Genomic DNA, 23,272 nt, shown 5'->3' with positions numbered 1-23,272 from the left:
ACTATCATACTGAATGGCCGACTTTGACACTTTGGAAACTTTCAGGCTTTAAAAAAGACATAATTGGGTAAGTGATAATCCCCTTGATATTAGTTCAAAACCGAGATATAATTAGTTTTAATTCGAGAGAATAGCATTTGGATTATCGAAAAAGATCGAAATGAGTTGACAATCGTTAAAATTCGAGATATAATCATTTCGAAATTGAGAGAAAAATAATTTTCTTGAAAGGGGGATATTACGATGGATCGTACAAAAGAATCGTTAAATTTATTTATTGCTATTATGCGTACAAATAATGCTTTAAGTCAGATTGCTAGAGCAGATGCTTCGACAATTGGATTAAACGTAACAGAATTTGCCGTTTTAGAATTACTATACAATCGTGGCGAACAACCGATTCAAAGAATAGGCGAAAGAATTTTAATCGCAAGTAGTAGTACAACATATGTTGTCGATAAACTGTGTAATAAAGGTTTAATTGAAAGACGACCGGATTCGAAAGATCGACGTGTGACCTATGCAACTATCACTCCAGCAGGTAAAGAAGTGATGGATGGCCTTTTCCCGAAACATGCAGAACATATCGCTGATCGATTTGCGAGTTTATCAGATGAAGAACTAAGAGCGCTCCAAGCAACTCTAGCTAAAATTAGCCGTCACGGCTAATTTTAAGTTGAGTAAATACCTCGATTTCGAGATAAAGGCACTTATACTAAAAACTTAAATGAAAGTAGGAAAAAATAATGACACACAACTTAATTGGAATTCACCACGTCACAGCAATGACAAACGATGCCGAAAGAAATTACAAATTTATAACGGATGTATTAGGAATGCGACTGGTAAAGAAAACAGTCAACCAAGACGACATTCATACTTACCATACATTTTTTGCGGATGACTTTGGTTCACCTGGTACCGACTTAACATTTTTTGATTTTCCAAACAATCCACGTGGATTAAACGGGACCAACTCGATTAGTCGAATTGGTTTAAGAGTACCATCCGATGCGGCTTTAGACTATTACTTAAAACGCTTCGATGAGTTTGGTGTAAAACATGATGGCATCCAAGAATTATTTGGTAAGAAAGTACTGCCATTTGAGGAAGAAGATGGCCAAACTTATCAACTATTCTCAGATGAAAATGATGAGGGGGTTGAAGCAGGTCATGCTTGGAAGAATGGACCGATACCTGTTGAATATGCGATTCACGGCTTAGGACCTATTGAAATAACGGTAAGTTATTTCGATGATTTTAAAAATCTTATGGAAGTGATTTACGACATGAAAACGATCATTACTGAAAATGATGTGGTTGTTCTGGAACAAGGACTGGGTGGTAACGGGGGACAACTGATTTTACGTCGTGACGAAAATGGCCCTCAAAGTCAACAAGGTTATGGACAAGTTCACCATGTAGCCTTCCGTGTAGCAGATCGTGAAGCCATTAAAGTTTGGGAAGCGAAATATAATGAACTTGGTCTGAGACACTCAGGTTGGGTCGATCGCTTCTTCTTCGAAGCTCTTTATGTTCGTGTTGGACATATTCTAATTGAACTTTCGACAGATGGACCAGGCTTCATGGGTGACGAACCTTATGAGACATTAGGAGAAAGCTTATCTTTACCTCCATTCTTAGAAGGACAGCGTGAAGAAATTGAAGCAACGATCCGCCCATTTGATACAACTAGACCACATTAAAAACGACTTGAACTAAAAGTCGTCAATAGACTCGTTATATAGAAAGGAACATAGAGTATGGAAGCCATTAAAAGAATACATCATATTTCAGCAATCGTCGGTCATCCCCAAACAACCTTAGAGTTTTACAGAGATGTCTTAGGACTAAAATTTGTCAAACGAACCGTAAATTTTGATGAACCAGGGGTATATCATCTATACTTCGGAGACGACGATGCAAATCCAGGAACAATTATGACCTTTTTTAACTGGGTTAATGCACATGATGGACGTGTAGGAAGTGGTCAAGTGGGGCGAATTGCTTTTAGAATCCCGAAAGATTCGCTTGATGAGTGGCAAAGCCATTTAGAAAAACATGACACACATACACGATTGACTGGTTTATTTAATCAACCGACCCTTGAATTTACTGACCGTCATGGTCTTGCTTTAGCACTTATTGAAGGAGAAGAAACTGCAGAATCGACTAAAATTATTGGTTTCCACGGCTCCGTTTTATTATCTAGCCAGCCAGATCTAACAGCTAACACCTTAACGACTGATATGGGACTGGTTGAAGCAGGGACTACCGATTACTATTATCACTTTGAGACAATTGGTGAAGAAAGACACCATATTATTATTCCACGTGAAGCCTTGCGCGACGGACGTTGGGGAGTAGGGACAGTCCATCATATTGCATGGAGTGTTCCAGATAAAGAAAGTCATCGCCAATGGCAAGACAGGCTTGCTCGTGAAGGCTACGGAGTCACAGAAATAAAATCAAGACACTATTTTGATGCGATTTATTTAAAAGAAAAAGGAGACGTCGTCTTTGAATATGCGACAGATACCCCTGGCTTCTTCATTGATGAAACGAAAGAAGAAGCAGGCTCTAGTTTAATGTTGCCACCATGGTATGAAGCTCATCGAGCAACTTACGAAGCGGCTTTACCAGAATTACATGCTTAATTAAGTGTATAGAGGAGGAAGTAAACTGTTAAACTTTAAACCGGAACAACTAACTGCAAAAGAAAAGTATAAGATCATGGTTGGCTCAGTTATTCCACGTCCGATTGCTTTAGTATCCAGTCAGTCGAAAGAAGGCATTGTGAATATCGCACCATTCAGCTACTTTAACATCGTAACTTATCGACCGCCAATTGTTTCTGTTTCAGTTCAACGAGTTGAAGGGGAGATGAAGGATACTGCCAGGAATATTCTCATGAATCGTCAAGCGGTTGTTCATATAGTTAGTCAATCCAATGTAGAAGAAGCAAATAAAACCTCTGCAGCTTTAGGTCCAGAAGAAAGTGAGTTAGAATTAACAAACTTTACCCTGCAAAGTTCACAAATAATTGCTGTGCCAGGAATCAAAGAAGCAAAAGTTCGTTTCGAAACAGAATTATATGATCATGTGGTCATTGAAGAAGACGAGCAAGTGACTACGGATTTGTTATTATTAAAAGTAGTACATTATTCCTTAGATGAAACGGTTTATGATCCACAAACAGGCTATGTTGATGCTGACGTCTTAGCCCCTGTCAGTCGCTTAGCGGGTAATGATTATGCAGGTTTAGGAGAAGTATTTGAACTAATCCGACCTTCTTAAAAGGAGACGAAAAAATGACTAAACAAATTAAAAAAGGCCTAAATATGATTATGTCGGTAACGATGAAGAAAACACACGCGCTAAAATGTCCTTTGTACCGACAGGTCACTCGCAAATAATTGTTGATCATACGAGTGTTGGAGACGAATTTCGTGGACAAGGAGTTGGCGATCAATTATTGGATGCAGTCGTCGAATACGCTCGTGAAAATCAGTTGAAGGTGATTCCATTATGCCCATTCGTAAAAGCAAGAATGGCTAAGTTTCCAGACAAATATGGAGATGTCTTAGCCTAACTAACAGTAAGGAGGTAATTAATAATGGAGTATATTTACAAACCAGGTAAAGAAGGTCAACCAATCTTTATCACATTACATGGGACAGGTGGCGACGAGTATAACTTAATTCCTGTCGCTGAAGCATTGAACTCTGAATACGGTGTAATTGGTATTCGAGGAACAGTCAATGAAAATGGTATGAACCGGTACTTTAAACGTACGGCTGAAGGCATTTATGATTTAGCAGATCTAGAAGTCAGAGGCCAAGAATTATTAGCATTCATAGAAGAATTAGGTGAAAAATATAACTTCTCTATGGAAGACGTGATTTTATTAGGTTTTTCTAATGGCTCAAACATTGCGATTAACATGTTATTACGTAAAAATAACCTGTTTAAACAGGCGATGTTACTCGCGCCGATGTATCCAGTTGAACTTGATAAGGTTTATGACCTAAAGGATGTAAGAATCTTTCTTTCTATGGGAGAAAGTGATCCAATTGTTCCGCTTTTTGAAAGTCAACGTGTGATTGAGATTTTCAATGAGCGAAACGCTTCAATAGAAGGCATTTGGGTAAAAAGCCATGAAATCAATCCACACGTTATATCTGCAGGTAGACAATGGTTAGCGAATAAATAAACACACACTCTGCTTTCGAGCAGAGTGTTTTTTCGCGAATAAGACTAATTAATCTCTCATTTAATTCTAATTTTATGATAGAATATAATTGTTCTATGAATGAAACGCCTATAAAGTAAAAGAGCCTAGATATGCAAAAAATATTAAGAGTGTTAGACGAGTATAAACTAATGTTTGGCTTAATTCTATTCCTATTAATTGCGCGTCAATTCTTTTTCGCAAATTTTATTGTTGAAGGAGCCTCTATGGATTACACGCTTCAAGACCAAAATCGAGTAGTGGGTTTCCAACATTTTAACATTGAACGGTTCGATGTTGTGATTTTCAATGCACCAAATGAAGCAAAAGATTATGTCAAGCGTGTGATTGGAGTACCAGGTGATCAAATAAAATACGAAGGTGACCAACTTTATATCAATAATATTGCTTATGCTGAACCTTATTTGGAGTTAAAGAAAGAAGAATACATCCATTCCTTCACTAATGACTTTGAAGTGAAAGAGGTCATTCCTGAAGGGTATTATTTTGTATTAGGAGATAATCGCCGCAATTCAACAGATAGTCGAGAATTAGGTTTGATTGAAGAAGCAGACATTTATGCAGAATTATTTTTTAGTTACTGGCCCTTAGATCAAATGAGAGTTATTAGGTAGATTCTATTAGGTTTTTAAATTCTTATTGTTTTTACCCAGGAAATGACTATGATATGATGAATTTAATCAGCTTCATGCCGGTAAGTCAGAAAGGGTGTTTTGATGAAACAGTCACAGATAAATGTTAAGTCAGAAATAGGTAAATTAAAAAGTGTCATTTTATACCGTCCTGGTAAAGAATTAGAAAACTTAGTGCCGGACTATTTGGAAGAGTTATTGTTCGATGATATTCCATTTTTAGAAGATGCTCAAACAGAGCACGATCAGTTTGCGGCTATATTAAAAGAGAATGGTGTAGAGGTTTTATATTTGGATCAATTGGTCGTTGAAGCACTAGAAGCTGCCAATGCAACAGAAGCATTTGTTGATCAATGGCTAGAAGAAACGACCATTGAGGATAAAGAGACGCTTCATTTAATTCGTAATCATTTACTTTCTTTAAAAGACACACAAGCCATCGTTTCTAAAACGATTGAAGGCTATAAACGTGCTGAGATATTCCCAGAGGTTACCCCAACAGAGTGCTTTTCCTTTCTTGTAAATCCGATGCCTAATTTGTATTTCACACGCGATCCATTCGCAACAATGGGGCAAGGGGTGACAATTAATCGAATGTTTTCTGTCACGCGTAGGCGAGAAACTTTATATGGTGAAATGATTTTTCGTCATCATCCAACTTTCGGTAATCACCAGGTTCCTGTGTATTATGACCGAGCGAAGGAAGCAAGTATTGAAGGTGGAGACATACTTGTTTTATCAGAAACTGTCTTAGCAATTGGCGTCTCACAAAGAACGGAATTGAGTGCTATCCAACTCTTAGCGAATACACTATTTAAAGAGACGCAGTTTAGTAAAATCATTATTTTTGAAATTAGTGCCAAGCGTCAGTTTATGCATTTGGATACAGTCTTTACAATGTTGGATTATGATAAATTTGTGATTCATCCAGAAATAGAACGCGATATGAAATTATTTATCATTGAGGAAACACAGGGGGACGACGTTGAAGAAGTAACTAATAAAGGTGCGGCCGTTGTTTTAGCAGAAGCTTTAGGTGTTGAAAAAATAACGCTGATTCGAGGTGGTGGCGGAGACGAAGTGGTGGCAGCAAGAGAACAGTGGAGTGATGGCTCAAATACTTTAGCGATTGCCCCAGGTGAAGTGGTCGTTTATCACCGAAATGTAGTCACCAATCAGAAACTGAGAGAAGCAGGAATTAAGTTACATGTTCTAAAAGGAAGTGAATTAGTAAGAGGTCGGGGCGGCCCAAGATGTATGAGTATGCCAATTTGGAGAGATTAAATTAAGAAAGTAGTGATCACGTGTTCCAAGGTCGAAATTTTATAAAAATTCAAGAATTTAGTCGTGAAGAAATAGAATACCTAATTGATTTTTCTATTCATTTAAAACGTCTAAAAAAAGAAAGAATCCCTCATGAGTATTTAAAAGGACAGAATATTGCCTTATTATTCGATAAGACATCGACGCGGACACGCGCTTCTTTTGTCGTAGCGGCGAATGATTTAGGTGCAAAGGTTGAGTTTCTTGGACCTAATGATATTCAATTAGGCAAGAAAGAGACGGTTGAAGATACTGCCAAAGTATTTGGTAGTATGTTTGATGGGATAGAATATAGAGTATCTAGCCAGGAATTTATTGAAGCGATGGCAGAACACGCTGGCGTTCCAGTATGGAATGGGATGACGGACTTATGGCATCCCATGCAAATGTTGGCTGATTATATGACGATTAAAGAAGAGTTTGGAAAATTAGCTGGCTTAAAATTAGTTTATGTCGGAGATGGACGTAACAACGTTGCACGAAGCCTCTTAGTGACGGGAGCTTTACTAGGAGTCAATGTGTCGATTGCTGCACCGAGTTTACTGTTTCCAAATCAGGATGTGATAGATGAAGCTAAGCAACTTTCTCTTAATTCAGGTGCACATATTCAGATTACAGAAGATGTTAGTCTGGCAGTGGATCAAGCAGATATCATTTATACAGATGTCTGGGTGTCGATGGGGGAGGAAGAGCAATTTGAAGAACGAATTAATTTGTTGAAACCTTACCAAGTCACTCAAGCGTTAATGGATTTAACAAACGACCAGGCAATCTTTATGCACTGTCTTCCAGCATTCCACAATAATGAGACAGTGATCTCTCAAATGGCTTTAAAAAAGTTTGGGATAGGCGAGATGGAGGTCACGGATGAAGTTTTCAAAGGGAAACACGCTAGACAATTTGCTCAAGCTGAGAACAGACTCCATACTGCTAAAGCCGTTATGGCAGCAACGAATGGGAATCTGTTTATGCCTTTATCTTTTTAAAAGCGTAGAAAGAAGATGAGTTAAAATGCAGAAAAAGCTATATGTCCACCGGAGTAAACACTACTCAATTCCTGTAGTTGTCAGTGATGAAGGCATCGTTTATATCGGATCTTTTGCGGAACCATTCGAGAAAGTGCAGGCATTACTAGAAAGTAAAATACGCTTTGAATGGATCGTTGACGCCAACAAAACGCAATATGCTGTTGATCAGTTAGATGATTATTTAAGTGGAAAGCGAGAAACGTTTACTTGTCCCATAGATTTTCAATGGGGAACTAGCTTTCAACAAGCGGTTTGGAATCACTTGTTAACAATACCTTACGGCATGTCGACAAGTTATTCAGAAGTGGCTCAAGCTATTGGCTGCCGACAGGCTGTTCGAGCAGTAGGATCAGCTATTGGGAAAAATCCCCTATCGATTATAGTGCCCTGTCACCGAGTATTGACTAAAGATGGACGCTTAGGTGGTTATAACGGGGGACTAGAGATGAAACGTACATTATTAGCAATAGAGAAAATGACGTTTAAACGATAAAGAAAGACGGTACTTAGCATAAAAAGCTAAGTGCTGTTTTTATCTACAGCAAGCAATGGTCTTGTGGTGCGTAAGCAATAAGCTTTTATTTAGTTCATCTTTTTTTCATATGTATGTGTTAAAATAATAGAGAAGAATTTATCTGAAATTCATAGCTGAATCAGGATAAAATAAGTAAAAGGATTGGGTTTATGAAGCGTAAAGTACCGCTAAGTTTTTATTTTAAATTGACTTTTATCTTGCTAATATTAGGTGTTACCTATTTATATAATCGTCCACTGATTGATGCGACATTTGCAGATGAAAATTTATCAACTATTGAATCCGTGAATGTGATTTTACAAAGTGTCTTAGGAATGCAAGGGAATATAGAACTTGACCAACCTACTGGAACATCGTCTGAGATGATATCTTTTCCGGGCAACACACAACCACAGCGGATTTCTGACGAGGTGAAGGCACATCCAAATTATCAATTAGCCATAGAAAGAGCGCAGAGATTTAATCAAAATTTTAATGCCGAAGAAGTGAACGACTTTTTAACAAATAAGATTAACGAGTTTCGAATGGAGTATGGTTCAACTAATAGTTCGGTCGCAAGCTATCTTGCGGATGGCTCGCGAGCAAGAGCCCTAGAACTAGGCACTTATCACTATTTGTCTTCTAGTACAGTTGACGGCTTCTCCTTTTATAGTTTGTTTCCTGAGATTATCGAACCACAATATCGCTTGGGAGAAAATTTGTATGAATTATATATAGCCGCAGAAGATATTCATTTGGAAACTTGGGAAAATAGTGAGATTTTAGCTGATTATATATATGGAGTCTTTCAAGAGAGTTTAGAAACAGAGCTGTATCAAAATTATCATGGGATTTATGCATGGGTTCATGCTGAGCCAAGTGATTACCAAATGGAAAATGCGTCTTATGTTCGTCTTGTAGTTGTCTTATTATTAGATACTCAAATTGAGTAGAAAGCGATCACAGAATAAAGCATTGGTTCATACTATAGAGTTTTAATCAAAGGGGATTTTGACATGCCGAAAAAAACAGTTAAAACATTATCAAAAATTGCAAGCTTAGGACTTGCTAGTGCAGGCTTATACCACACTTACTATCAAAGAAAGTATCCATTAATAGTTGATGAACCAGATGAACACATTCTAAACGTCACTAAAGATGAGGCTATGAGTAATGAATTGGCTCTGGATTGGGTAATGGAAGCCAACTATACAATTGAAATGAATGAGAAGGTAGTACCTTATTTATCAAAGCGAGTCCAAAAGGGAGAGCTAAAGCGTGGAGACTATACATTAGCGTATGACGCTTATGTTCTTGATGACGCGGTAGCGACGGTTACGATTGTTCATGGTTTTAATGAATATAAAGAAAAGTTTCAAGAAATTATTTATTACTTGTTACAAAGCAAGATCCAAGTGATAATTTATGATCAAAGAGGCCACGGTGCCTCTAAATTAACACCTCAACAGACGCAAATAGATTCTCAAAACTTCAATGAATATGTCCTAGATCTTAAAGCAGTCATTGATCAAGTTGCTCGCCCCATCTTACTCAAAGGGCAAAAGTTAATTATCTTCAGTCATTCAATGGGGGGAGCAGTCACCACATCTTACATTGAACAATATGCCAATGAAGTGGATGGAGCGATTCTTAATACGCCAATGTTTATGATTGATACAGGCAGGTATCCCCAGTCCTTTACCTATTTGTATACTAAACTGATGACAAAACTGGGCTATGGTCGTCATTATATCCCAACTACGGAAGCCTTTGAGCCAAGTCGTCATACAGTTTATAATGAAACACCAGAAGAAGCGATTTCTAATTCACAGATTCGTGAAGAATATTTTCATAAAGTGAATTTGACGAACCATACTTTACCAACGCAAGGGGGGAGTTTGAATTGGCTTAAGACAGCATTTGATACGACTCATGCGATTTTAAAACCAGATCGTTTAAATCAAGTAAACATACCTGTGTTGTTGATTCGAGCAGGAGAGGATAATGTAGTCCAAAAAGAGGGGGTTTTTACTGCAGGTTATTATTTACCTAATGTTGAACGCGTTTTAATCCCAGAGAGCAAACACCAAACTTATTTAGATCACGACAACGCTTTGAAATCATACGTAAATAAATTAATCGGTTTTATCTATAGTGTATAAAAAACGAGGGCCTTATCAGGTCCTCGTTTTGGCTATTATATTGTTAAGCAACGAAGAGGCGTCAGTGTAAGGGCACGACATCTTTGATTGAAAATCGAAAACCTTCATAAGGGAAACTTGTTTTCCCCCAAAAAACTGGAGATAGGATCTCCAGTTGGTTAATGGCTATTTAGTGACGTAACCGATAATCAACCCTTTACGTTGGGCATAGAAACTACATAGACCACTCATGCCAATAACTGTAATATCTGCATTGGGGAAGCGCTCGAGAACAGAGGCTTTAAATGTCTCAGCGCCTTCTTCATTCATTGCGTGTGAGATTTCCATTGTGCCACCTTGATAGCCTTTAGAAATGATTTCATCAAAAAGGGTACGCATTGCGCGTTTAGTTCCTTTAGATTTATGGGCAAGTTCGATTTTACCTTCTTCCGTTCGGCGTCCAACTAAACGGATACCTAGTAAGCCAATCATTTGTCCAACAATCTTATTAACACGTCCATTTTTTACTAAGTTATCAACTGATTCTAGTAAGAAAGAGACGGTCGTATGTTCATGGTATGCTTTTAATTCTGCAACCATTTCATCAAAGGTGACGCCTTTATTGGCTAACTCAACGGCTTTGCGAATGAGCATATTAATCTCAGAACCAGCAGATAGTGAGTCAAAAACAAAAATATTAGCCTCGGGATGTTGTTCTAAAATTAAATCGCGTCCTAAAGACGCACTATTATAACTACCAGATAAGTTGGACGAAAGTGTAAAGGCGATTACATTTTCTGCGCCCTTATAAGTTTCAGCATAAGCATTTGGTGCAGGACAAGCACTAGAAGCGGCAGCCGACTCTCCCTCCATTGCATCCATTAAAGTTGAAATATCGATTTTTTCATCATCGACGTATACTTTATTTCCAATGTTTAACATTAAAGGAACAGACTCGAATGCTACGTCTTCGTTTAAGTTATCAATTTGTCTGAGATCAGAACCTGAATCAGTGACAATTTTCCATTTCATATATAGCACCTCAATTAAAATTTATTTATTTAAATACACATTAATCATGTATATCCTATGTACACTTCTATTATAACACATAATTTATAGCTAGAAAGCATTTGAACTTTGTGCATTTGCTGAGTAAAGGGATTGGAGTGCAGTAAATATCTTTGTTACACACTTAGTGCATAATGATTATTCTAATGTTTCTTTGTTTAATAGGGCAGCTAAATAGTCTATTTGGTCCAAATATTCGTGTTTGTTTTGCTTGTTTCTGTCACTATCTTGCGATGTGACTTAGTAAACTGTTAAGTATTCTTCAGTAGTAAGTAGGTTAATGCGAGCATTTTTGATTAGGTGTTCCTTCAATTGTGCTATTGAGATACCGGCAAAAGTGGGTAAAGTATTTATGACACAACATTCGACGCTAAACAGTTGTTTAGTAAATGCGTGTTCATGCAGGTCAATCAAGCGGACATTCAGTCTTTCTATCATTTGCTTAATGATCAGGCACTGTCAACGCCCACTTCTAGGGTTACCATCCAACCAGTAGGATCACCTGGGAGAAGTCTGTCAATACGTCAATACCATGACTTATCCAGCTGCGATTCGTTACGGATTTTAAGCCGATAGTTCGCATAAGTCAGGCAGTGATACCTAATTGGTTTAAAGGTTGGCTGATGTGGATAAACTCTTTCAATAGAGGGAGGCATAGTCAGCGGCTTTGTTAAATTATAAAAGTTAGTGAAAATAAAAATAACATGGTTTATATCGAATTCTAACCAATTATTAATTACAGTTGTGTTAAAGATGTGGAAAAGAGCGTGAAACGCTTGCGTAAAGCGGTTAAAACAGAGTAGAATAAAGGTGTGAATATAAAAAGCAAGTTATATAGAGAAAGGGTGGATTAAATGTTCCTAGGAAATCTACATCAATCAAATGTAATTATTTTACTCAGATTATTCTTCGGTGCAGTGGGTGTCGGCTTTGCTTTTATTAGTGAGACTCAATATGCGCTAGTGTCGTTGATTATAGCGGCAATTATTGGTATTTTTACTTACCGATTGGGAGCAACTTTTGAAAGAGATGAAGCACAAGTTTCTTTCGCATTAGAATTAGACGTTTTAGCAGATATGGTTGTATATGGTCTATTGCCATCAGCTTTACTTGTACAATTAACCTTTCAATCAGTAGCGGGCGTTTTCATTATGGCTCTTTACTTATTAGCAGTTGCCATTCGTTTAGCACATTTCAATCGTTCTGAAAGATTTCTAGGGGAATTACCAGAAAACGCTTATAAAGGTTTACCTCTACAAGTTGCCGCTATTGCTTTACCTTTAGTCTCTTTATTAGGTTATGTGATGGAGTTGCAGATTTTCCAATATATTTGGGCAATCGTTTTCATCGGTTTAGGTGCAGGTTTTGTAATCACGTATCCAATTCCTAAAATTCCGAACAAATATATCTTGCCTCTAGCTGGCGTTGGGATTTTAGTTATTATTTTATTAATCGTTCTTGGAAGTTTAATTCCAGCACCAACAGCTTAATCGACATGAATTACCTGGGCTCTATTCACAAATGTGAGTAGGGCCCAATTTGATTTTTCAATGTTAGTGAATTGCCTGGAAATTCTGATATAATAAACTTATAGAAAGGGGCGAATGTGATGAAACTTAATATTCTTCATACGAATGATCTACATGGGCACTTAGAAAATTGGCCTATCATCCGTGAGTATCTTAAACTTCAACAAGCCTATTTCACTCAAAAACATGAGCCCTTTTTATTGGTCGATATTGGTGATGCTTTAGATACCGTTCATCCAATGGTTGAAGCGAGTCAAGGTATGGTCATGGTCGATTTATTTAATGAGGCGGCTTATGATGTTGTAACGATAGGTAATAACGAGGGCTTAAACTTTACAAATAATCAATTAGACTATTTATACTCTCATGCAGAATTTGAAGTAACGCTTGCGAACTTATTGGACAGTCGAACTTATGACTACCCTCGTTGGGCTAGTCCATTAATCTATCGTGAAATCGAAGGACATCGAATCGCGTTTATAGGCTTGACGGCACCTTATGCAACTTATACGCTGAATCAATATGATTTAGTAGATCCGTTTGATGCCTTGGAACAACAATTAAGAAATATTCAACGGTCGAACCAGGCAGTTGACTTAATTATTGTCTTATCTCATTTGGGCTTAAAGGATGATCGCCTATTAGCTCAAAAATTCCCCCAGCTTGATTTGATTATTGGGGGTCATACTCATCATGTATTACATGAGGGTGAAGAAGTTCATCATTCGACCTTAGCTGCCGCTGGTAAATATGGACATTATGTCGGACATATTGAGTTAGAACTGCTCCCAAATAATCGACAAGCAATGTGGGAAAAGAGCAAGCGGCGCTGGAAAATTGAGTGTCGTGTGACATCTATCGAGCAATTGAGAGACTTAACCGAAATCCCTATTTCGGATAGTTTTGAAGCACAAGGGCGACAGTTTTTACAAAAACAACCAATCGCACATTTACCACATTATATGACTGCAGGACAGACGCAAGGGACTCATTCTTTTATCCAACTCGCACTCGATGCTATTTGTGATTCAACGAATACAAGCATTGGCGTGTTGAGTTCGGGTCTGTTTTTATCAGATTTACCTGCTGGCCTTGTGACAGAGAATGACTTGCATGAAGCTTTACCACATTCTATGCATTTGCTTGTGATGACATTTTCTGGCGAGCATTTGCTTGAACTAATAGATGAACTATTGAGTCAAGAGGATGACTTACGATACCGTTTAATTAGTGGGATGGGTTTTCGTGGGAAAATCTTTGGCGAATTTGTCTTGAAAGGCTTAACTTATCAAGAAGAATCCCGTCAGTGGTATGCTGGCGAAGAAGCAATCGATAAACGCCAGACCTACCGTGTGGCGGCAGTTGATCATTACTGGTTCCTTCCATTTTTCCCTACAATTGCGAGTTATGGTTCACCTCAATTATTATTCCCAGAATTTCTTCGTCATGTTGTAGGGGATTATATACGAAAAAAATATCCATTAACAGATACAAGAAAGGACTAAAAGATGTCTAAACAAATAGAAAATAGTATGTCTGGTCAACTTGAAGCAATCTTAACAGACATTGCCAATGAGACAACAGAAATAACAAAAGACATACATCAAATTGATGATGATCATATTCAAATTAAAAATCAAACCTACCAAATCGTGACTAACTATCGCGAAGGCTTTAAAATTGATGCCTTTGAACAACGTTACCAAGATTTTTTTGATAAGTTTGATTTTATCGTGGGTGATTGGGGCTATGAGCAGTTACGCCTAAGAGGTTTTTACCAAGTGAATCAGAGGAAAGTGCCACGTGACCAAACCATTAATTTTTTAGATGATTATTTAAAAGAGTACTGTAATTTTGGCTGTCAGTATTTTGTGATTGCGAAAGATTCAGCACTTGAAAAATATCAACAATATGTATCACGAACTAAAACGAATACAGTCCCTCTAGCAGATGTTGCAAGTTCAAATGAGCCAATTGTTGCGACAAAAGCGCCTTCTTTTAATCAGAAGAATCGTCGACGAAAACGTCAGCAGAGAGGACGTAATGCATCGATGCCACAAACGACAGAGATAAAAGAGGAATTTCAAATTCGAAATCAAGTGAACCAATCTGCTCGTAAAGCATTGCCTACTAAAGTAGGAAACAATGTAATCAAAGCAACTGAAGCTAAACCGACGACTGAAAAGACGAAGCAGACTAAAGGGCAGTCGCAAACAGTCAATAAAAAAGCCTTCGTTATTAAGAAGAAAGCAAATCCCAAAGTGGAGAACTAAATTTAGGAGTGAGCGATTGAAGCAATATAAGGGGTATTTAATTGATTTAGATGGGACGTTATATTACGGGACAAGACGAATTCCGTCAGCGGAACAGTTTATCCGTGAATTGAAGAAACGGGACCAAGCATTCCTGTTTTTAACAAACAATGCGACTCGAACAACCCAAGAAATCGTTGAAAACTTACGTGAAAATTATGAGCTGCCAATTGGTTCAGAAAATGTCTACACTTCGACACAAGCTCTTATCGCCTATATGAAGGAGAATTGTTTAGGGAAAGTAGTGCATGTTGTAGGAGAACTGGCGTTACATCAACAAGTGGAAGAAGCGGGCTTTCAATTAACGCTTGATACAAAAGCTGATGTGGTTGTTCAAGGTTTAAATCGTCAAGCAACTTATGAAGAGCTTGCTTTAGCAGCGACGGCAATTCGTGATGGAGCCGAATTTTTGGTGACTAACGCGGATCAAACAATACCAACTGAAAAAGGGATTATGCCAAGTTCAGGCGCTTTAACAGCATTCTTAGAAGTAGCCTCTGGCAAAAAGGGGTTAGTAATGGGCAAGCCGAACGCTCTAATCGTTAAAGCAGCTTTAGAAGAATTAAACTTAAAGACAACAGACGTTTTATTGATTGGCGATAAATATGAAACAGATATCTTGGCTGGTATTAATGCAGGGGTGGATACCTTATTGGTATTGACGGGGGTGACCCGTCGAGACGATGTCCCAAGTTTACCAATACAACCTACCTATGTATTAGAAAATTTATCTGAGTGGGTGTTTTAGTATGATTATTTTTTATACGAAGCAATTTTTAGCCACGCTAAGTTTTATTCTCACAGCGTTAGCGATGGCAGTAACTGGAGTAGTATTTGCATCTCCTCTAGTTTACCGATTAGCAATTGAAGGCTTTGATTTAACAACGATATCTGGCCTAACGAGCGAACAATTAATGGATAACTATCATACACTGTTAGGCTATTTGACGAATCCAGCAGTTGAGACACTAGAGATGAAGTATTTCAGTAGTTCTGAAGGTGGTTTGTTTCACTTTGAAGAAGTGAAATTTCTTTTTCTAATGTGCTTTGTACTAGCAGTGATTGGCTTATTGGTGTCTATCGCTACTATTTTCTGGCTACATAAAACCAAGCAACAAGCATGGATGGAACGCTGGTTCTTATTAGCGGTTAGCTTCCCATTAATTTTACTTTTCTTTATTGTGATTGCCTTTGACAAAGTGTTCATTTTATTCCATGAGTTATTATTTCGAAATGATTTATGGCTATTTAGTCCGGTAACAGACCCAGTAATCACTGTCTTACCTGAAGGGCTCTTTATGTTATTCTTCGTCATAGCCATTTTATTATATGAACTAATTATTTATGTTTTCAGAGTGTTTGCTCTATATGAAAACAAACCCAAAAGACGACAAAAAAGGTAGAGACACATAATGTGCTCCACCTTTTTTTTGTTAAATATTTAAAATAATTACTTTTCAGTGCTTAGATCTTCGACCTGAGGCTGTGAGTGTGCAATTCGACTAGCAGCTGCAGCAGCTAAGGCACCCACTATGTCATCGATAAATGTGTTACAATTATTGCTTTTCTCATCGTTTAACTTGCCAATAATCCCTGGTTTCAATTTGTCGACATAACCAAAGTTAGTCAGTCCGATTGATCCATAGACATTAACAATACTAAGGCAAAGAATTTCATCAATACCATATAAACCTTCATCACGAAGTAATAAATCGCTCAAGACAGGAGACAAATGTCCATCTTCAGCCGCAATATCTAATTCAATCCCTGTAATTACAGCGTTTTGGACTTCACGTTTATCCAAAACTTTATTGATATTGTGAACGCAAAATTCATGTGTTAAATCATCAACGTAAACTTTCTGTAATTCAAAGACAATATCAGCGATATCGGTAATTTCAACGCCTCGCTTGTTTAAAAGTGAGACAGCATGCTCGCGTAAAATATTCTTTTTCAGTAATTTTTCATTTGGACTCATAATCATTCTCCTTCGAATAGGCTTGTACTGTGAATCGACGGTGTAACATTTTCTGGATCAATATATAGCAACGCATTATTGACTGCTTGTGGCGCTTCGCCAAAACCAGAGGCAATAATTTTTACTTTCCCAACATAATCAGCAATATCACCGATCGCATAAATTCCTGGAATATTTGTTTCAAGTTGTTGATTGACTTTAATTGCATTGCGTTCAGTATCCAAACCCCAAGTCTTAATTTTGCCAATTGAAGTTGAGAAACCATAATTGACAATGAAATCATCAACGTCTAGAGCGAGTACATTATCTGTACGACTCTCGTTTAGTATAACCTTGTCAATTATTTGCCCCTCACCTTGTAATTCCAATGGAACATAAGGCGTCAAAATTTCGACAGAGGAGCTTTTTAAGAGCGACACACTATGTTCGAGGGCACGAAATTTATTTCTGCGATGGACGATGTAAACTTTCTTAGCGATAGGCTCTAAAGTAAGTGCCCAATCGACAGCTGAATCACCACCGCCACAAATCGCCACCACACGATCACGAAACTTTTCTAAATTATTAACATAATAATGTAAATTACCGTTTTCAAACTGAGTGGCGTTATCCACATTTAATTTACGAGGTTGGAAAGCGCCATTACCTGCCGCAATAATAATCGAACGCGAGAAATGCTTACCTATGGATGTTTCAATTTCAAAATAGGGCACATCAATTTCAGGTTCAAATCTTACGACACTTAAGGCCTCTTCTCCCAAGCAAAAGGTCGTATCGAAACGCTCCAATTGTTCAATTAGATTATTGGTTAATGCTTCGCCTGTAATGGCAGGGTAAGCAGGAATATCATAAATATATTTTTCAGAGTAAAGGTGTGCAGGCTGTCCACCTAGATTTTCTAAACTATCAATGACCTTAACCTTAGCTTGCCGCATACCCGCATAAAAAGCTGCGAATAAACCGACAGGGCCACCACCGATAATTGTGATATCATACATATTTTCATTAGGATTCAAGGAATCACTCTTTCTATCAATTATTACAAAATCCTTCTGCCTTGATTATAGCAACATTTCTGTTGGCTGCAAATCAAGAAGTGTTTTAAGAAAGGTGGCTCCATTTATAGATGAAAGAAATCACTCTTAAAAAAAATACAGAAAGGACGATTGAAAAGCAAAATTGAAAAAAATAAAAACCTACTGAAAAACCGCAGTAGGTTACTATAGATAAGGTATACAAAGTTTAAGCAAACAGCATACGACAAACAAAAGCTACGACACCACCAGTCATAATACCACCAATGACTTCCGTTGGTTTATGTCCAAGGTATTTTTTGATGATCATGTGTTCGTAATCTTCTATATGGTATTGATTCAAAACAGGGTTATCTTCATTCGTATTGAAATATGAAGAGTCGTTCATTTCAACTAGCTGACCAGTTTCTGCTAAATGACGACGGATTAGTATATCGAGAACAATTCCTTGTTCTCCACTTTGGCGACGTACACCCATTGAATCAAACATAATAATGACCCCGAAAATTGTCGCAATGGCTACATGAGGGGAAGAGAAACCATATTCAAAAATAAGTGCTGTGATTAAGCTGGTTACAGCAGCCGAATGAGAACTCGGCATACCACCAGTGGAAGTCACAATATCAATTTTTGCACCTTTTTTATTAAAAAAAAGAGAAATGGGATATTTGATTAGTTGGGTGAAGAAGATTGCTATTAAAGCAGTTAATAATGGTAAGTTCATCTAGAATCATTATCCTTTTTCATAGATTTTATTTATTAAATTAATCATATCAAAAATAAAGGGCGATAACTATTAAAATCTTTTAACATTTAGTGTAAACTACTAATGAGTGTTTATTTTTGAATGAACCCATTAAATTAGAGAATAGGAGCATACAACAAAATGGAACAATTTCCGCAATTAAATTTATCGAGTGTTGAAAGAAAAGTCGTATTACATACTAATAAAGGGGACATTGAGTTAGTCTTGTTTGAAGACTTAGTCCCTAAAACAGTAGCAAACTTCGTTGGACTTGCAAAACAAGGATACTACGATGGAATTATTTTCCACCGTATTATTAAAGACTTTATGATCCAAGGTGGCGATCCGACAGGTTCAGGTATGGGTGGCGAAAGCATTTATGGTGAATCTTTTGAAGATGAATTTACTCCAAACTTATTCAACCTATACGGAGCATTATCAATGGCCAATGCTGGACCTAACACAAATGGAAGTCAATTCTTTATTGTTACGGCACCAAATGTACCAGCACAAATGTTAAGCCAATTAAAAGGAGCTGGTTTTCCAGAGCCTATTATTGAAGCTTATTCCGAAAAAGGCGGCACCCCTTGGTTAGACCAAAAACATACTGTCTTTGGCCACGTGTTAAATGGAATGAACATTGTTGAAGCAATCCAAAACAGTGAAACAGGCTTCATGGATAAACCCAAAGAAGATATTATAATCGAAAGTATTACCGTTAAGTAATTCCAGCGATAAATAGTAGCACTACAAGGACATCAAAGGAGTATCAATAATGACTACAAAATTTAAAATTGGCGACATTATTGAAGGCGAAGTAACAGGAATACAAAATTATGGCGTTTTTATAAGTTTATCAGAAAACGAACAAGGTCTGATTCACATTTCAGAATGCCGTCACGGCTATATGACGGAAATTGATGGATTTGTCAAAATTGGCCAAAAACTTAAAGTAATGATTATCGATATCGATGAATTCACTAATAAAATAAGTTTGTCAATGCGTGTTCTGCAAAAATTAAATATACCGCCGTATCCTGCGCGTTCAAAAAGACGCCGCAAGCGTTACGCACCTAACATCGGATTTAGTAGCCTAGCCAAAAAGATGCCGCAATGGATTGACGAAGCTCTTAAAGAGATAGAGCAAGATGATTTTACAGATAAAGTTAGAGTTTAATTATAATAAAAGTTATTAAGGAGTGGGAAAAATGGAAAAATTGACATTTGATTATTCAAAAGCAACACCATTTTATCGTGAACATGAATTAACACAATTAGCACCTTACATTGAACTAGCGCACAAGCAATTACATGACAAAACTGGTGCGGGTAGTGATTATACTGATTGGGTAGACTTACCAGAAAATTATGATAAAGAAGAATTTGCAGCTATTAAAGCAGCTTCAGAAAAGATTCGTCAAGATTCAGAAGTTTTAGTTGTTATTGGAATTGGTGGATCGTATCTAGGTGCGCGTGCAGCAATTGAATTTTTAAACAACTCTTTCTATAACATCCATAAAGGTCAAAAAGGAAACCCACAAGTTTTCTTTGCTGGAAACAGTATCAGTTCGACTTATTTAAATGATTTAGTTGAATTAATTGGCGATCGTGATTTCTCAGTGAATATGATTTCTAAATCCGGAACAACTACAGAACCAGCGATTGCATTCAGAGTCTTTAAAGAAAAACTCATTGCAAAGTATGGTCACGAAGAAGCTGTAAAACGTATTTATGCTACTACAGATAAAGCTCGTGGTGCATTAAAAGGCGAAGCAGACGCTGAAGGTTACGAATCATTCGTTATTCCAGATGGTGTTGGTGGAAGATTTACAGTCTTAACAGCGGTAGGCTTATTACCAATTGCTGTAGCCGGAGGCGATATTGATAAATTAATGGAAGGTGCTGCTTTTGCCATGAATAATTATAGTTCATCAAAAGTAGAGGAAAACGAAGCCTATCAATATGCTGCTTTACGTACTATGTTATATCGTAAAGGGCGAGATGTCGAAATTCTTGCAAACTATGAACCAGCACTTCAGTATTTCGGGGAGTGGTGGAAACAATTATTTGGTGAATCAGAAGGTAAAGATAGCAAAGGGATTTTCCCAGCGAGCGCTAACTTCTCGACTGATTTACATTCAATTGGACAAAGTATTCAAGACGGGACTCGTAATTTGTTTGAAACAGTGATAAATGTAGAGAAATCTCGCCATGAACTTTCTATTCCTTCTATGAAAGAAGATTTGGACGGCTTACAGTACTTAGAAGGGGAGACTATTGAATTCGTCAATAAAAAAGCATTCCAAGGGACTTTATTAGCACATACGGATGGAAATGTACCAAACTTATTAGTTAACATCCCAGCGCTAGATGAGCATTCTCTAGGACAATTAATCTACTTCTTTGAAAAAGCAGTGACAATTTCTGGTTACTTAAACGGAGTAAATCCATTTGATCAACCAGGTGTAGAAGATTACAAACGCAACATGTTTGCTTTATTAGGTAAACCAGGATTTGAAGAGTTAGCAGCAGAATTAAACGAACGCTTATAAAGCTATGGATAAGAGTCGGAATTTCCGACTCTTTTTTTATTTATCAAAAACTTTTTAATCTCCAATAAAGTAGTAGATGTTAAAAAAAATGCGCATGTTCTTGGTAGTGTGGATTTTTTGATTGCATCAATTTCAAAGAGATAGGCGAACTTAATCTAGTGCAGTCAATCAATATCAATAGAGTGGAAATAAATAGATGACACTCACTTAAGTTTAAAGAATTCATTAAACTGATAGTTAATGAAGAAAAACCCTTGCGTTGTTAACGCTTACATGGTATTATAAATATGCAGGAGAGGTAGAATACTTCTTCGTGTAGTAGTGAAAATACTAAGTAGTACTGACGGATATATATAAGTAGTAAGTTAGATTTAGAATGTCACGCTTTGAAATTTCAAATGATTTACTTTCTAATGAAAAGGAAAGCAAAAACATGTAATAGAAATGAACAGGCAGATTTGAATTAACAAATGAAAAACTCCGTAGCATTACAGTAATAAAATCAGTACTACTATATGAACGTATTTTCACGGAAGTTAAATAGATGAGACAGAGTGAAGGTTCGGGTAATATTGACTATTTGAGTCACACAATTGATCGTCTATTTAATCGGAGGGAGTCTCTGAAATTCAGAGGCTCTCTTTTATTGATTTCTATTTCAAAAACATATTTAAACAAAATTGAAATAAAGGTTGACATGAAATAGAGACTCGTGTTATATTATTCCTTGTCGTCACGAGGGCATAGAAAAACAAAGCCCACTACGACAAGAAAAGAATTAAATAAAATTAGAAAAATCACTTGACATAATTATTAAGTAAATGTTAAGATTAAGACCTTGTTGAAGAAGCAACACAACAAGTAAATAAAAAACATGAAACATTAAGACGAAAACATTTTTTTAAAAAGTGTTGACAACTTAAAACAACTCATGTTATTATATAAAAGTTGTCACAGCGAAACAAAACATTCGTAGCTGACACAAAGCTCATTGAAAACTAAACAAAGATAAACACCAAGATGTGTAAGAGTTTATTGGCTACGGCTGATAAACACAACCGAATAAATTTCGAGACACTGGATGACCACCAGGATAAAAAATCATTAGCTAGTATTTAAATGAGTCTATTAAGATTCAAATTCTTTCATGAGAGTTTGATCCTGGCTCAGGACGAACGCTGGCGGCGTGCCTAATACATGCAAGTCGTACGCACTGACGACGGAACTTGTTCCGTTTGACGTGAGTGGCGCACGGGTGAGTAACACGTGGGAAACCTACCCTTCAGCGGGGGATAACCGTCGGAAACGATGGCTAATACCGCATAGGTCTTTGAGTCACCTGACTTAAAGAGGAAAGACGGCTTCGGCTGTCACTGAAGGATGGTCCTGCGGTGCATTAGCTAGTTGGTAAGGTAATGGCTTACCAAGGCGATGATGCATAGCCGACCTGAGAGGGTGATCGGCCACATTGGGACTGAGACACGGCCCAAACTCCTACGGGAGGCAGCAGTAGGGAATCTTCCGCAATGGACGCAAGTCTGACGGAGCAACGCCGCGTGTGTGAAGAAGGTCTTCGGATCGTAAAGCACTGTTATTAGAGAAGAACAACCGGTAGAGTAACTGTTACCGGCTTGACGGTATCTAACCAGAAAGCCACGGCTAACTACGTGCCAGCAGCCGCGGTAATACGTAGGTGGCAAGCGTTGTCCGGATTTATTGGGCGTAAAGGGAGCGCAGGTGGTGATTTAAGTCTGATGTGAAAGCCCACGGCTCAACCGTGGAAGGTCATTGGAAACTGAATCACTTGAGTGCAGAAGAGGAAAGTGGAATTCCATGTGTAGCGGTGAAATGCGTAGATATATGGAGGAACACCAGTGGCGAAGGCGACTTTCTGGTCTGTAACTGACACTGAGGCTCGAAAGCGTGGGGAGCAAACAGGATTAGATACCCTGGTAGTCCACGCCGTAAACGATGAGTGCTAAGTGTTGGAGGGTTTCCACCCTTCAGTGCTGGAGTTAACGCAATAAGCACTCCGCCTGGGGAGTACGGCCGCAAGGCTGAAACTCAAAGGAATTGACGGGGACCCGCACAAGCGGTGGAGCATGTGGTTTAATTCGAAGCAACGCGAAGAACCTTACCAGGTCTTGACATCCCCTGCATA

The 23,272-nt window shown here is 37.7% G+C and carries 24 protein-coding genes, 1 rRNA gene and 1 pseudogene; 21 read left to right on the top strand and 5 right to left on the bottom strand.

What is annotated here, in order from left to right; all coding sequences use genetic code 11:
• Positions 1 to 243: 243 nt before the first annotated feature.
• From ACTQ45_RS08110 to ACTQ45_RS08055, 12 genes and pseudogenes are all read left to right on the top strand, one after another.
• Positions 244 to 669 carry a MarR family winged helix-turn-helix transcriptional regulator gene (locus ACTQ45_RS08110; protein ID WP_441752734.1) on the top strand — a complete coding sequence of 142 codons (426 nt, stop codon included), beginning with the start codon at positions 244 to 246 and terminating at the stop codon, positions 667 to 669.
• A gap of 77 nt (positions 670 to 746) precedes the next feature.
• Positions 747 to 1,706: a VOC family protein gene (locus ACTQ45_RS08105; RefSeq protein WP_441752733.1), complete on the top strand. Its 960-nt coding sequence runs from the start codon at positions 747 to 749 to the stop codon at positions 1,704 to 1,706.
• A 57-nt stretch (positions 1,707 to 1,763) separates the two neighbouring features.
• Positions 1,764 to 2,657, top strand: coding sequence for a VOC family protein (locus tag ACTQ45_RS08100; RefSeq protein WP_441763452.1), 894 nt, complete (start codon positions 1,764 to 1,766; stop codon positions 2,655 to 2,657).
• A 25-nt stretch (positions 2,658 to 2,682) separates the two neighbouring features.
• On the top strand, positions 2,683 to 3,297 hold the full coding sequence (locus tag ACTQ45_RS08095; protein ID WP_441763470.1) for a flavin reductase family protein: 615 nt from the start codon (positions 2,683 to 2,685) through the stop codon (positions 3,295 to 3,297).
• A 73-nt stretch (positions 3,298 to 3,370) separates the two neighbouring features.
• Positions 3,371 to 3,592: pseudogene (locus ACTQ45_RS08090) on the top strand (GNAT family N-acetyltransferase); the annotation flags it as partial.
• A 24-nt stretch (positions 3,593 to 3,616) separates the two neighbouring features.
• Entirely contained in the window at positions 3,617 to 4,213 is a 597-nt protein-coding gene (locus tag ACTQ45_RS08085; RefSeq protein WP_441752729.1) for an alpha/beta hydrolase, read from the top strand.
• A gap of 131 nt (positions 4,214 to 4,344) precedes the next feature.
• The gene (gene lepB / locus ACTQ45_RS08080; RefSeq protein ID WP_441763451.1) at positions 4,345 to 4,866 is read left to right on the top strand and encodes a signal peptidase I; all 522 of its coding nucleotides are present in this window, start codon (positions 4,345 to 4,347) and stop codon (positions 4,864 to 4,866) included.
• A gap of 102 nt (positions 4,867 to 4,968) precedes the next feature.
• Entirely contained in the window at positions 4,969 to 6,168 is a 1,200-nt protein-coding gene (gene arcA, locus ACTQ45_RS08075) for an arginine deiminase (RefSeq protein WP_441763450.1), read from the top strand.
• Between the two features lie 20 nt (positions 6,169 to 6,188).
• Complete coding sequence (gene argF, locus ACTQ45_RS08070; protein ID WP_441752723.1) at positions 6,189 to 7,193, top strand: ornithine carbamoyltransferase; 1,005 nt, start codon at positions 6,189 to 6,191, stop codon at positions 7,191 to 7,193.
• Positions 7,194 to 7,218: 25 nt separating this feature from the next.
• Positions 7,219 to 7,728: a methylated-DNA--[protein]-cysteine S-methyltransferase gene (locus ACTQ45_RS08065; protein WP_441763449.1), complete on the top strand. Its 510-nt coding sequence runs from the start codon at positions 7,219 to 7,221 to the stop codon at positions 7,726 to 7,728.
• A 191-nt stretch (positions 7,729 to 7,919) separates the two neighbouring features.
• Positions 7,920 to 8,702, top strand: coding sequence for a hypothetical protein (locus ACTQ45_RS08060; RefSeq protein ID WP_441752719.1), 783 nt, complete (start codon positions 7,920 to 7,922; stop codon positions 8,700 to 8,702).
• Positions 8,703 to 8,765: 63 nt separating this feature from the next.
• Positions 8,766 to 9,911 (top strand): alpha/beta fold hydrolase, encoded by a 1,146-nt coding sequence (locus ACTQ45_RS08055; RefSeq protein ID WP_441763448.1) that lies wholly within the window; start codon positions 8,766 to 8,768, stop codon positions 9,909 to 9,911.
• Positions 9,912 to 10,076: 165 nt separating this feature from the next.
• Here the strand turns inward: ACTQ45_RS08055 and ACTQ45_RS08050 are convergent, their stop codons facing one another.
• Together ACTQ45_RS08050 and ACTQ45_RS08045 are read right to left on the bottom strand one after the other, a co-directional pair.
• The gene (locus ACTQ45_RS08050; RefSeq protein WP_441752716.1) at positions 10,077 to 10,922 is read right to left on the bottom strand and encodes a DegV family protein; all 846 of its coding nucleotides are present in this window, start codon (positions 10,920 to 10,922) and stop codon (positions 10,077 to 10,079) included.
• A 279-nt stretch (positions 10,923 to 11,201) separates the two neighbouring features.
• Positions 11,202 to 11,399: a hypothetical protein gene (locus ACTQ45_RS08045; RefSeq protein WP_441763447.1), complete on the bottom strand. Its 198-nt coding sequence runs from the start codon at positions 11,397 to 11,399 to the stop codon at positions 11,202 to 11,204.
• Between the two features lie 416 nt (positions 11,400 to 11,815).
• On the opposite strand from ACTQ45_RS08045, the gene ACTQ45_RS08040 reads away from it, so the two are divergent.
• The 5 genes from ACTQ45_RS08040 (at position 11,816) to ACTQ45_RS08020 (ending at position 16,205) form a co-directional block, all read left to right on the top strand.
• Positions 11,816 to 12,451 (top strand): hypothetical protein, encoded by a 636-nt coding sequence (locus tag ACTQ45_RS08040; protein WP_441752714.1) that lies wholly within the window; start codon positions 11,816 to 11,818, stop codon positions 12,449 to 12,451.
• Positions 12,452 to 12,570: 119 nt separating this feature from the next.
• Positions 12,571 to 13,995 (top strand): bifunctional metallophosphatase/5'-nucleotidase, encoded by a 1,425-nt coding sequence (locus ACTQ45_RS08035; RefSeq protein WP_441763446.1) that lies wholly within the window; start codon positions 12,571 to 12,573, stop codon positions 13,993 to 13,995.
• A 3-nt stretch (positions 13,996 to 13,998) separates the two neighbouring features.
• Positions 13,999 to 14,763 (top strand): YutD family protein, encoded by a 765-nt coding sequence (locus ACTQ45_RS08030; protein ID WP_441763445.1) that lies wholly within the window; start codon positions 13,999 to 14,001, stop codon positions 14,761 to 14,763.
• Between the two features lie 16 nt (positions 14,764 to 14,779).
• The gene (locus ACTQ45_RS08025; RefSeq protein ID WP_441752708.1) at positions 14,780 to 15,550 is read left to right on the top strand and encodes a TIGR01457 family HAD-type hydrolase; all 771 of its coding nucleotides are present in this window, start codon (positions 14,780 to 14,782) and stop codon (positions 15,548 to 15,550) included.
• A gap of 1 nt (position 15,551) precedes the next feature.
• Complete coding sequence (locus ACTQ45_RS08020) at positions 15,552 to 16,205, top strand: TIGR01906 family membrane protein (protein WP_441752706.1); 654 nt, start codon at positions 15,552 to 15,554, stop codon at positions 16,203 to 16,205.
• A gap of 47 nt (positions 16,206 to 16,252) precedes the next feature.
• Here ACTQ45_RS08020 and ACTQ45_RS08015 read toward each other — a convergent pair whose 3' ends face one another.
• The 3 genes from ACTQ45_RS08015 to ACTQ45_RS08005 form a co-directional block, all read right to left on the bottom strand.
• The gene (locus ACTQ45_RS08015) at positions 16,253 to 16,780 is read right to left on the bottom strand and encodes a phosphatidylglycerophosphatase A family protein (protein WP_441752705.1); all 528 of its coding nucleotides are present in this window, start codon (positions 16,778 to 16,780) and stop codon (positions 16,253 to 16,255) included.
• 2 nt (positions 16,781 to 16,782) lie between these two features.
• Positions 16,783 to 17,796 carry an NAD(P)/FAD-dependent oxidoreductase gene (locus ACTQ45_RS08010; protein WP_441752703.1) on the bottom strand — a complete coding sequence of 338 codons (1,014 nt, stop codon included), beginning with the start codon at positions 17,794 to 17,796 and terminating at the stop codon, positions 16,783 to 16,785.
• Between the two features lie 226 nt (positions 17,797 to 18,022).
• Positions 18,023 to 18,538, bottom strand: coding sequence for a divergent PAP2 family protein (locus ACTQ45_RS08005; protein ID WP_441752701.1), 516 nt, complete (start codon positions 18,536 to 18,538; stop codon positions 18,023 to 18,025).
• Between the two features lie 162 nt (positions 18,539 to 18,700).
• Between ACTQ45_RS08005 and ACTQ45_RS08000 the strand changes: the two genes are divergently transcribed.
• The 4 genes from ACTQ45_RS08000 to ACTQ45_RS07985 form a co-directional block, all read left to right on the top strand.
• Positions 18,701 to 19,285: a peptidylprolyl isomerase gene (locus tag ACTQ45_RS08000; protein WP_441752699.1), complete on the top strand. Its 585-nt coding sequence runs from the start codon at positions 18,701 to 18,703 to the stop codon at positions 19,283 to 19,285.
• Positions 19,286 to 19,334: 49 nt separating this feature from the next.
• Complete coding sequence (locus ACTQ45_RS07995) at positions 19,335 to 19,736, top strand: CvfD/Ygs/GSP13 family RNA-binding post-transcriptional regulator (protein WP_441752697.1); 402 nt, start codon at positions 19,335 to 19,337, stop codon at positions 19,734 to 19,736.
• A 31-nt stretch (positions 19,737 to 19,767) separates the two neighbouring features.
• On the top strand, positions 19,768 to 21,111 hold the full coding sequence (locus ACTQ45_RS07990) for a glucose-6-phosphate isomerase (protein WP_441752695.1): 1,344 nt from the start codon (positions 19,768 to 19,770) through the stop codon (positions 21,109 to 21,111).
• Between the two features lie 1,143 nt (positions 21,112 to 22,254).
• A 16S ribosomal RNA gene (locus ACTQ45_RS07985) occupies positions 22,255 to 23,272 on the top strand; the annotation flags it as partial.

Origin of the sequence: Fundicoccus sp. Sow4_D5 (assembly GCF_052116365.1) — a bacterium.
GTDB lineage: Bacteria > Bacillota > Bacilli > Lactobacillales > Aerococcaceae > Fundicoccus.
The sequence above is the reverse complement of the archived record's forward strand: the minus strand, read 5'-3'. Positions and strand labels throughout refer to the sequence as shown.

Excerpts from the sequence above, each read along its gene's own strand:
- ACTQ45_RS08110 (WP_441752734.1), top strand. The coding sequence starts at position 244 with ATGGATCGTACAAAAGAATCGTTAAATTTATTTATTGCTATTATGCGT.
- ACTQ45_RS08105 (WP_441752733.1), top strand. The coding sequence starts at position 747 with ATGACACACAACTTAATTGGAATTCACCACGTCACAGCAATGACAAAC.
- ACTQ45_RS08100 (WP_441763452.1), top strand. The coding sequence starts at position 1,764 with ATGGAAGCCATTAAAAGAATACATCATATTTCAGCAATCGTCGGTCAT.
- ACTQ45_RS08085 (WP_441752729.1), top strand. The coding sequence starts at position 3,617 with ATGGAGTATATTTACAAACCAGGTAAAGAAGGTCAACCAATCTTTATC.
- lepB (WP_441763451.1), top strand. The coding sequence starts at position 4,345 with ATGCAAAAAATATTAAGAGTGTTAGACGAGTATAAACTAATGTTTGGC.
- arcA (WP_441763450.1), top strand. The coding sequence starts at position 4,969 with ATGAAACAGTCACAGATAAATGTTAAGTCAGAAATAGGTAAATTAAAA.
- ACTQ45_RS08065 (WP_441763449.1), top strand. The coding sequence starts at position 7,219 with ATGCAGAAAAAGCTATATGTCCACCGGAGTAAACACTACTCAATTCCT.
- ACTQ45_RS08060 (WP_441752719.1), top strand. The coding sequence starts at position 7,920 with ATGAAGCGTAAAGTACCGCTAAGTTTTTATTTTAAATTGACTTTTATC.
- ACTQ45_RS08055 (WP_441763448.1), top strand. The coding sequence starts at position 8,766 with ATGCCGAAAAAAACAGTTAAAACATTATCAAAAATTGCAAGCTTAGGA.
- ACTQ45_RS08050 (WP_441752716.1), bottom strand. The coding sequence starts at position 10,922 with ATGAAATGGAAAATTGTCACTGATTCAGGTTCTGATCTCAGACAAATT.
- ACTQ45_RS08045 (WP_441763447.1), bottom strand. The coding sequence starts at position 11,399 with ATGATAGAAAGACTGAATGTCCGCTTGATTGACCTGCATGAACACGCA.
- ACTQ45_RS08040 (WP_441752714.1), top strand. The coding sequence starts at position 11,816 with ATGTTCCTAGGAAATCTACATCAATCAAATGTAATTATTTTACTCAGA.
- ACTQ45_RS08035 (WP_441763446.1), top strand. The coding sequence starts at position 12,571 with ATGAAACTTAATATTCTTCATACGAATGATCTACATGGGCACTTAGAA.
- ACTQ45_RS08030 (WP_441763445.1), top strand. The coding sequence starts at position 13,999 with ATGTCTAAACAAATAGAAAATAGTATGTCTGGTCAACTTGAAGCAATC.
- ACTQ45_RS08020 (WP_441752706.1), top strand. The coding sequence starts at position 15,552 with ATGATTATTTTTTATACGAAGCAATTTTTAGCCACGCTAAGTTTTATT.
- ACTQ45_RS08015 (WP_441752705.1), bottom strand. The coding sequence starts at position 16,780 with ATGAGTCCAAATGAAAAATTACTGAAAAAGAATATTTTACGCGAGCAT.
- ACTQ45_RS08005 (WP_441752701.1), bottom strand. The coding sequence starts at position 18,538 with ATGAACTTACCATTATTAACTGCTTTAATAGCAATCTTCTTCACCCAA.
- ACTQ45_RS08000 (WP_441752699.1), top strand. The coding sequence starts at position 18,701 with ATGGAACAATTTCCGCAATTAAATTTATCGAGTGTTGAAAGAAAAGTC.
- ACTQ45_RS07995 (WP_441752697.1), top strand. The coding sequence starts at position 19,335 with ATGACTACAAAATTTAAAATTGGCGACATTATTGAAGGCGAAGTAACA.
- ACTQ45_RS07990 (WP_441752695.1), top strand. The coding sequence starts at position 19,768 with ATGGAAAAATTGACATTTGATTATTCAAAAGCAACACCATTTTATCGT.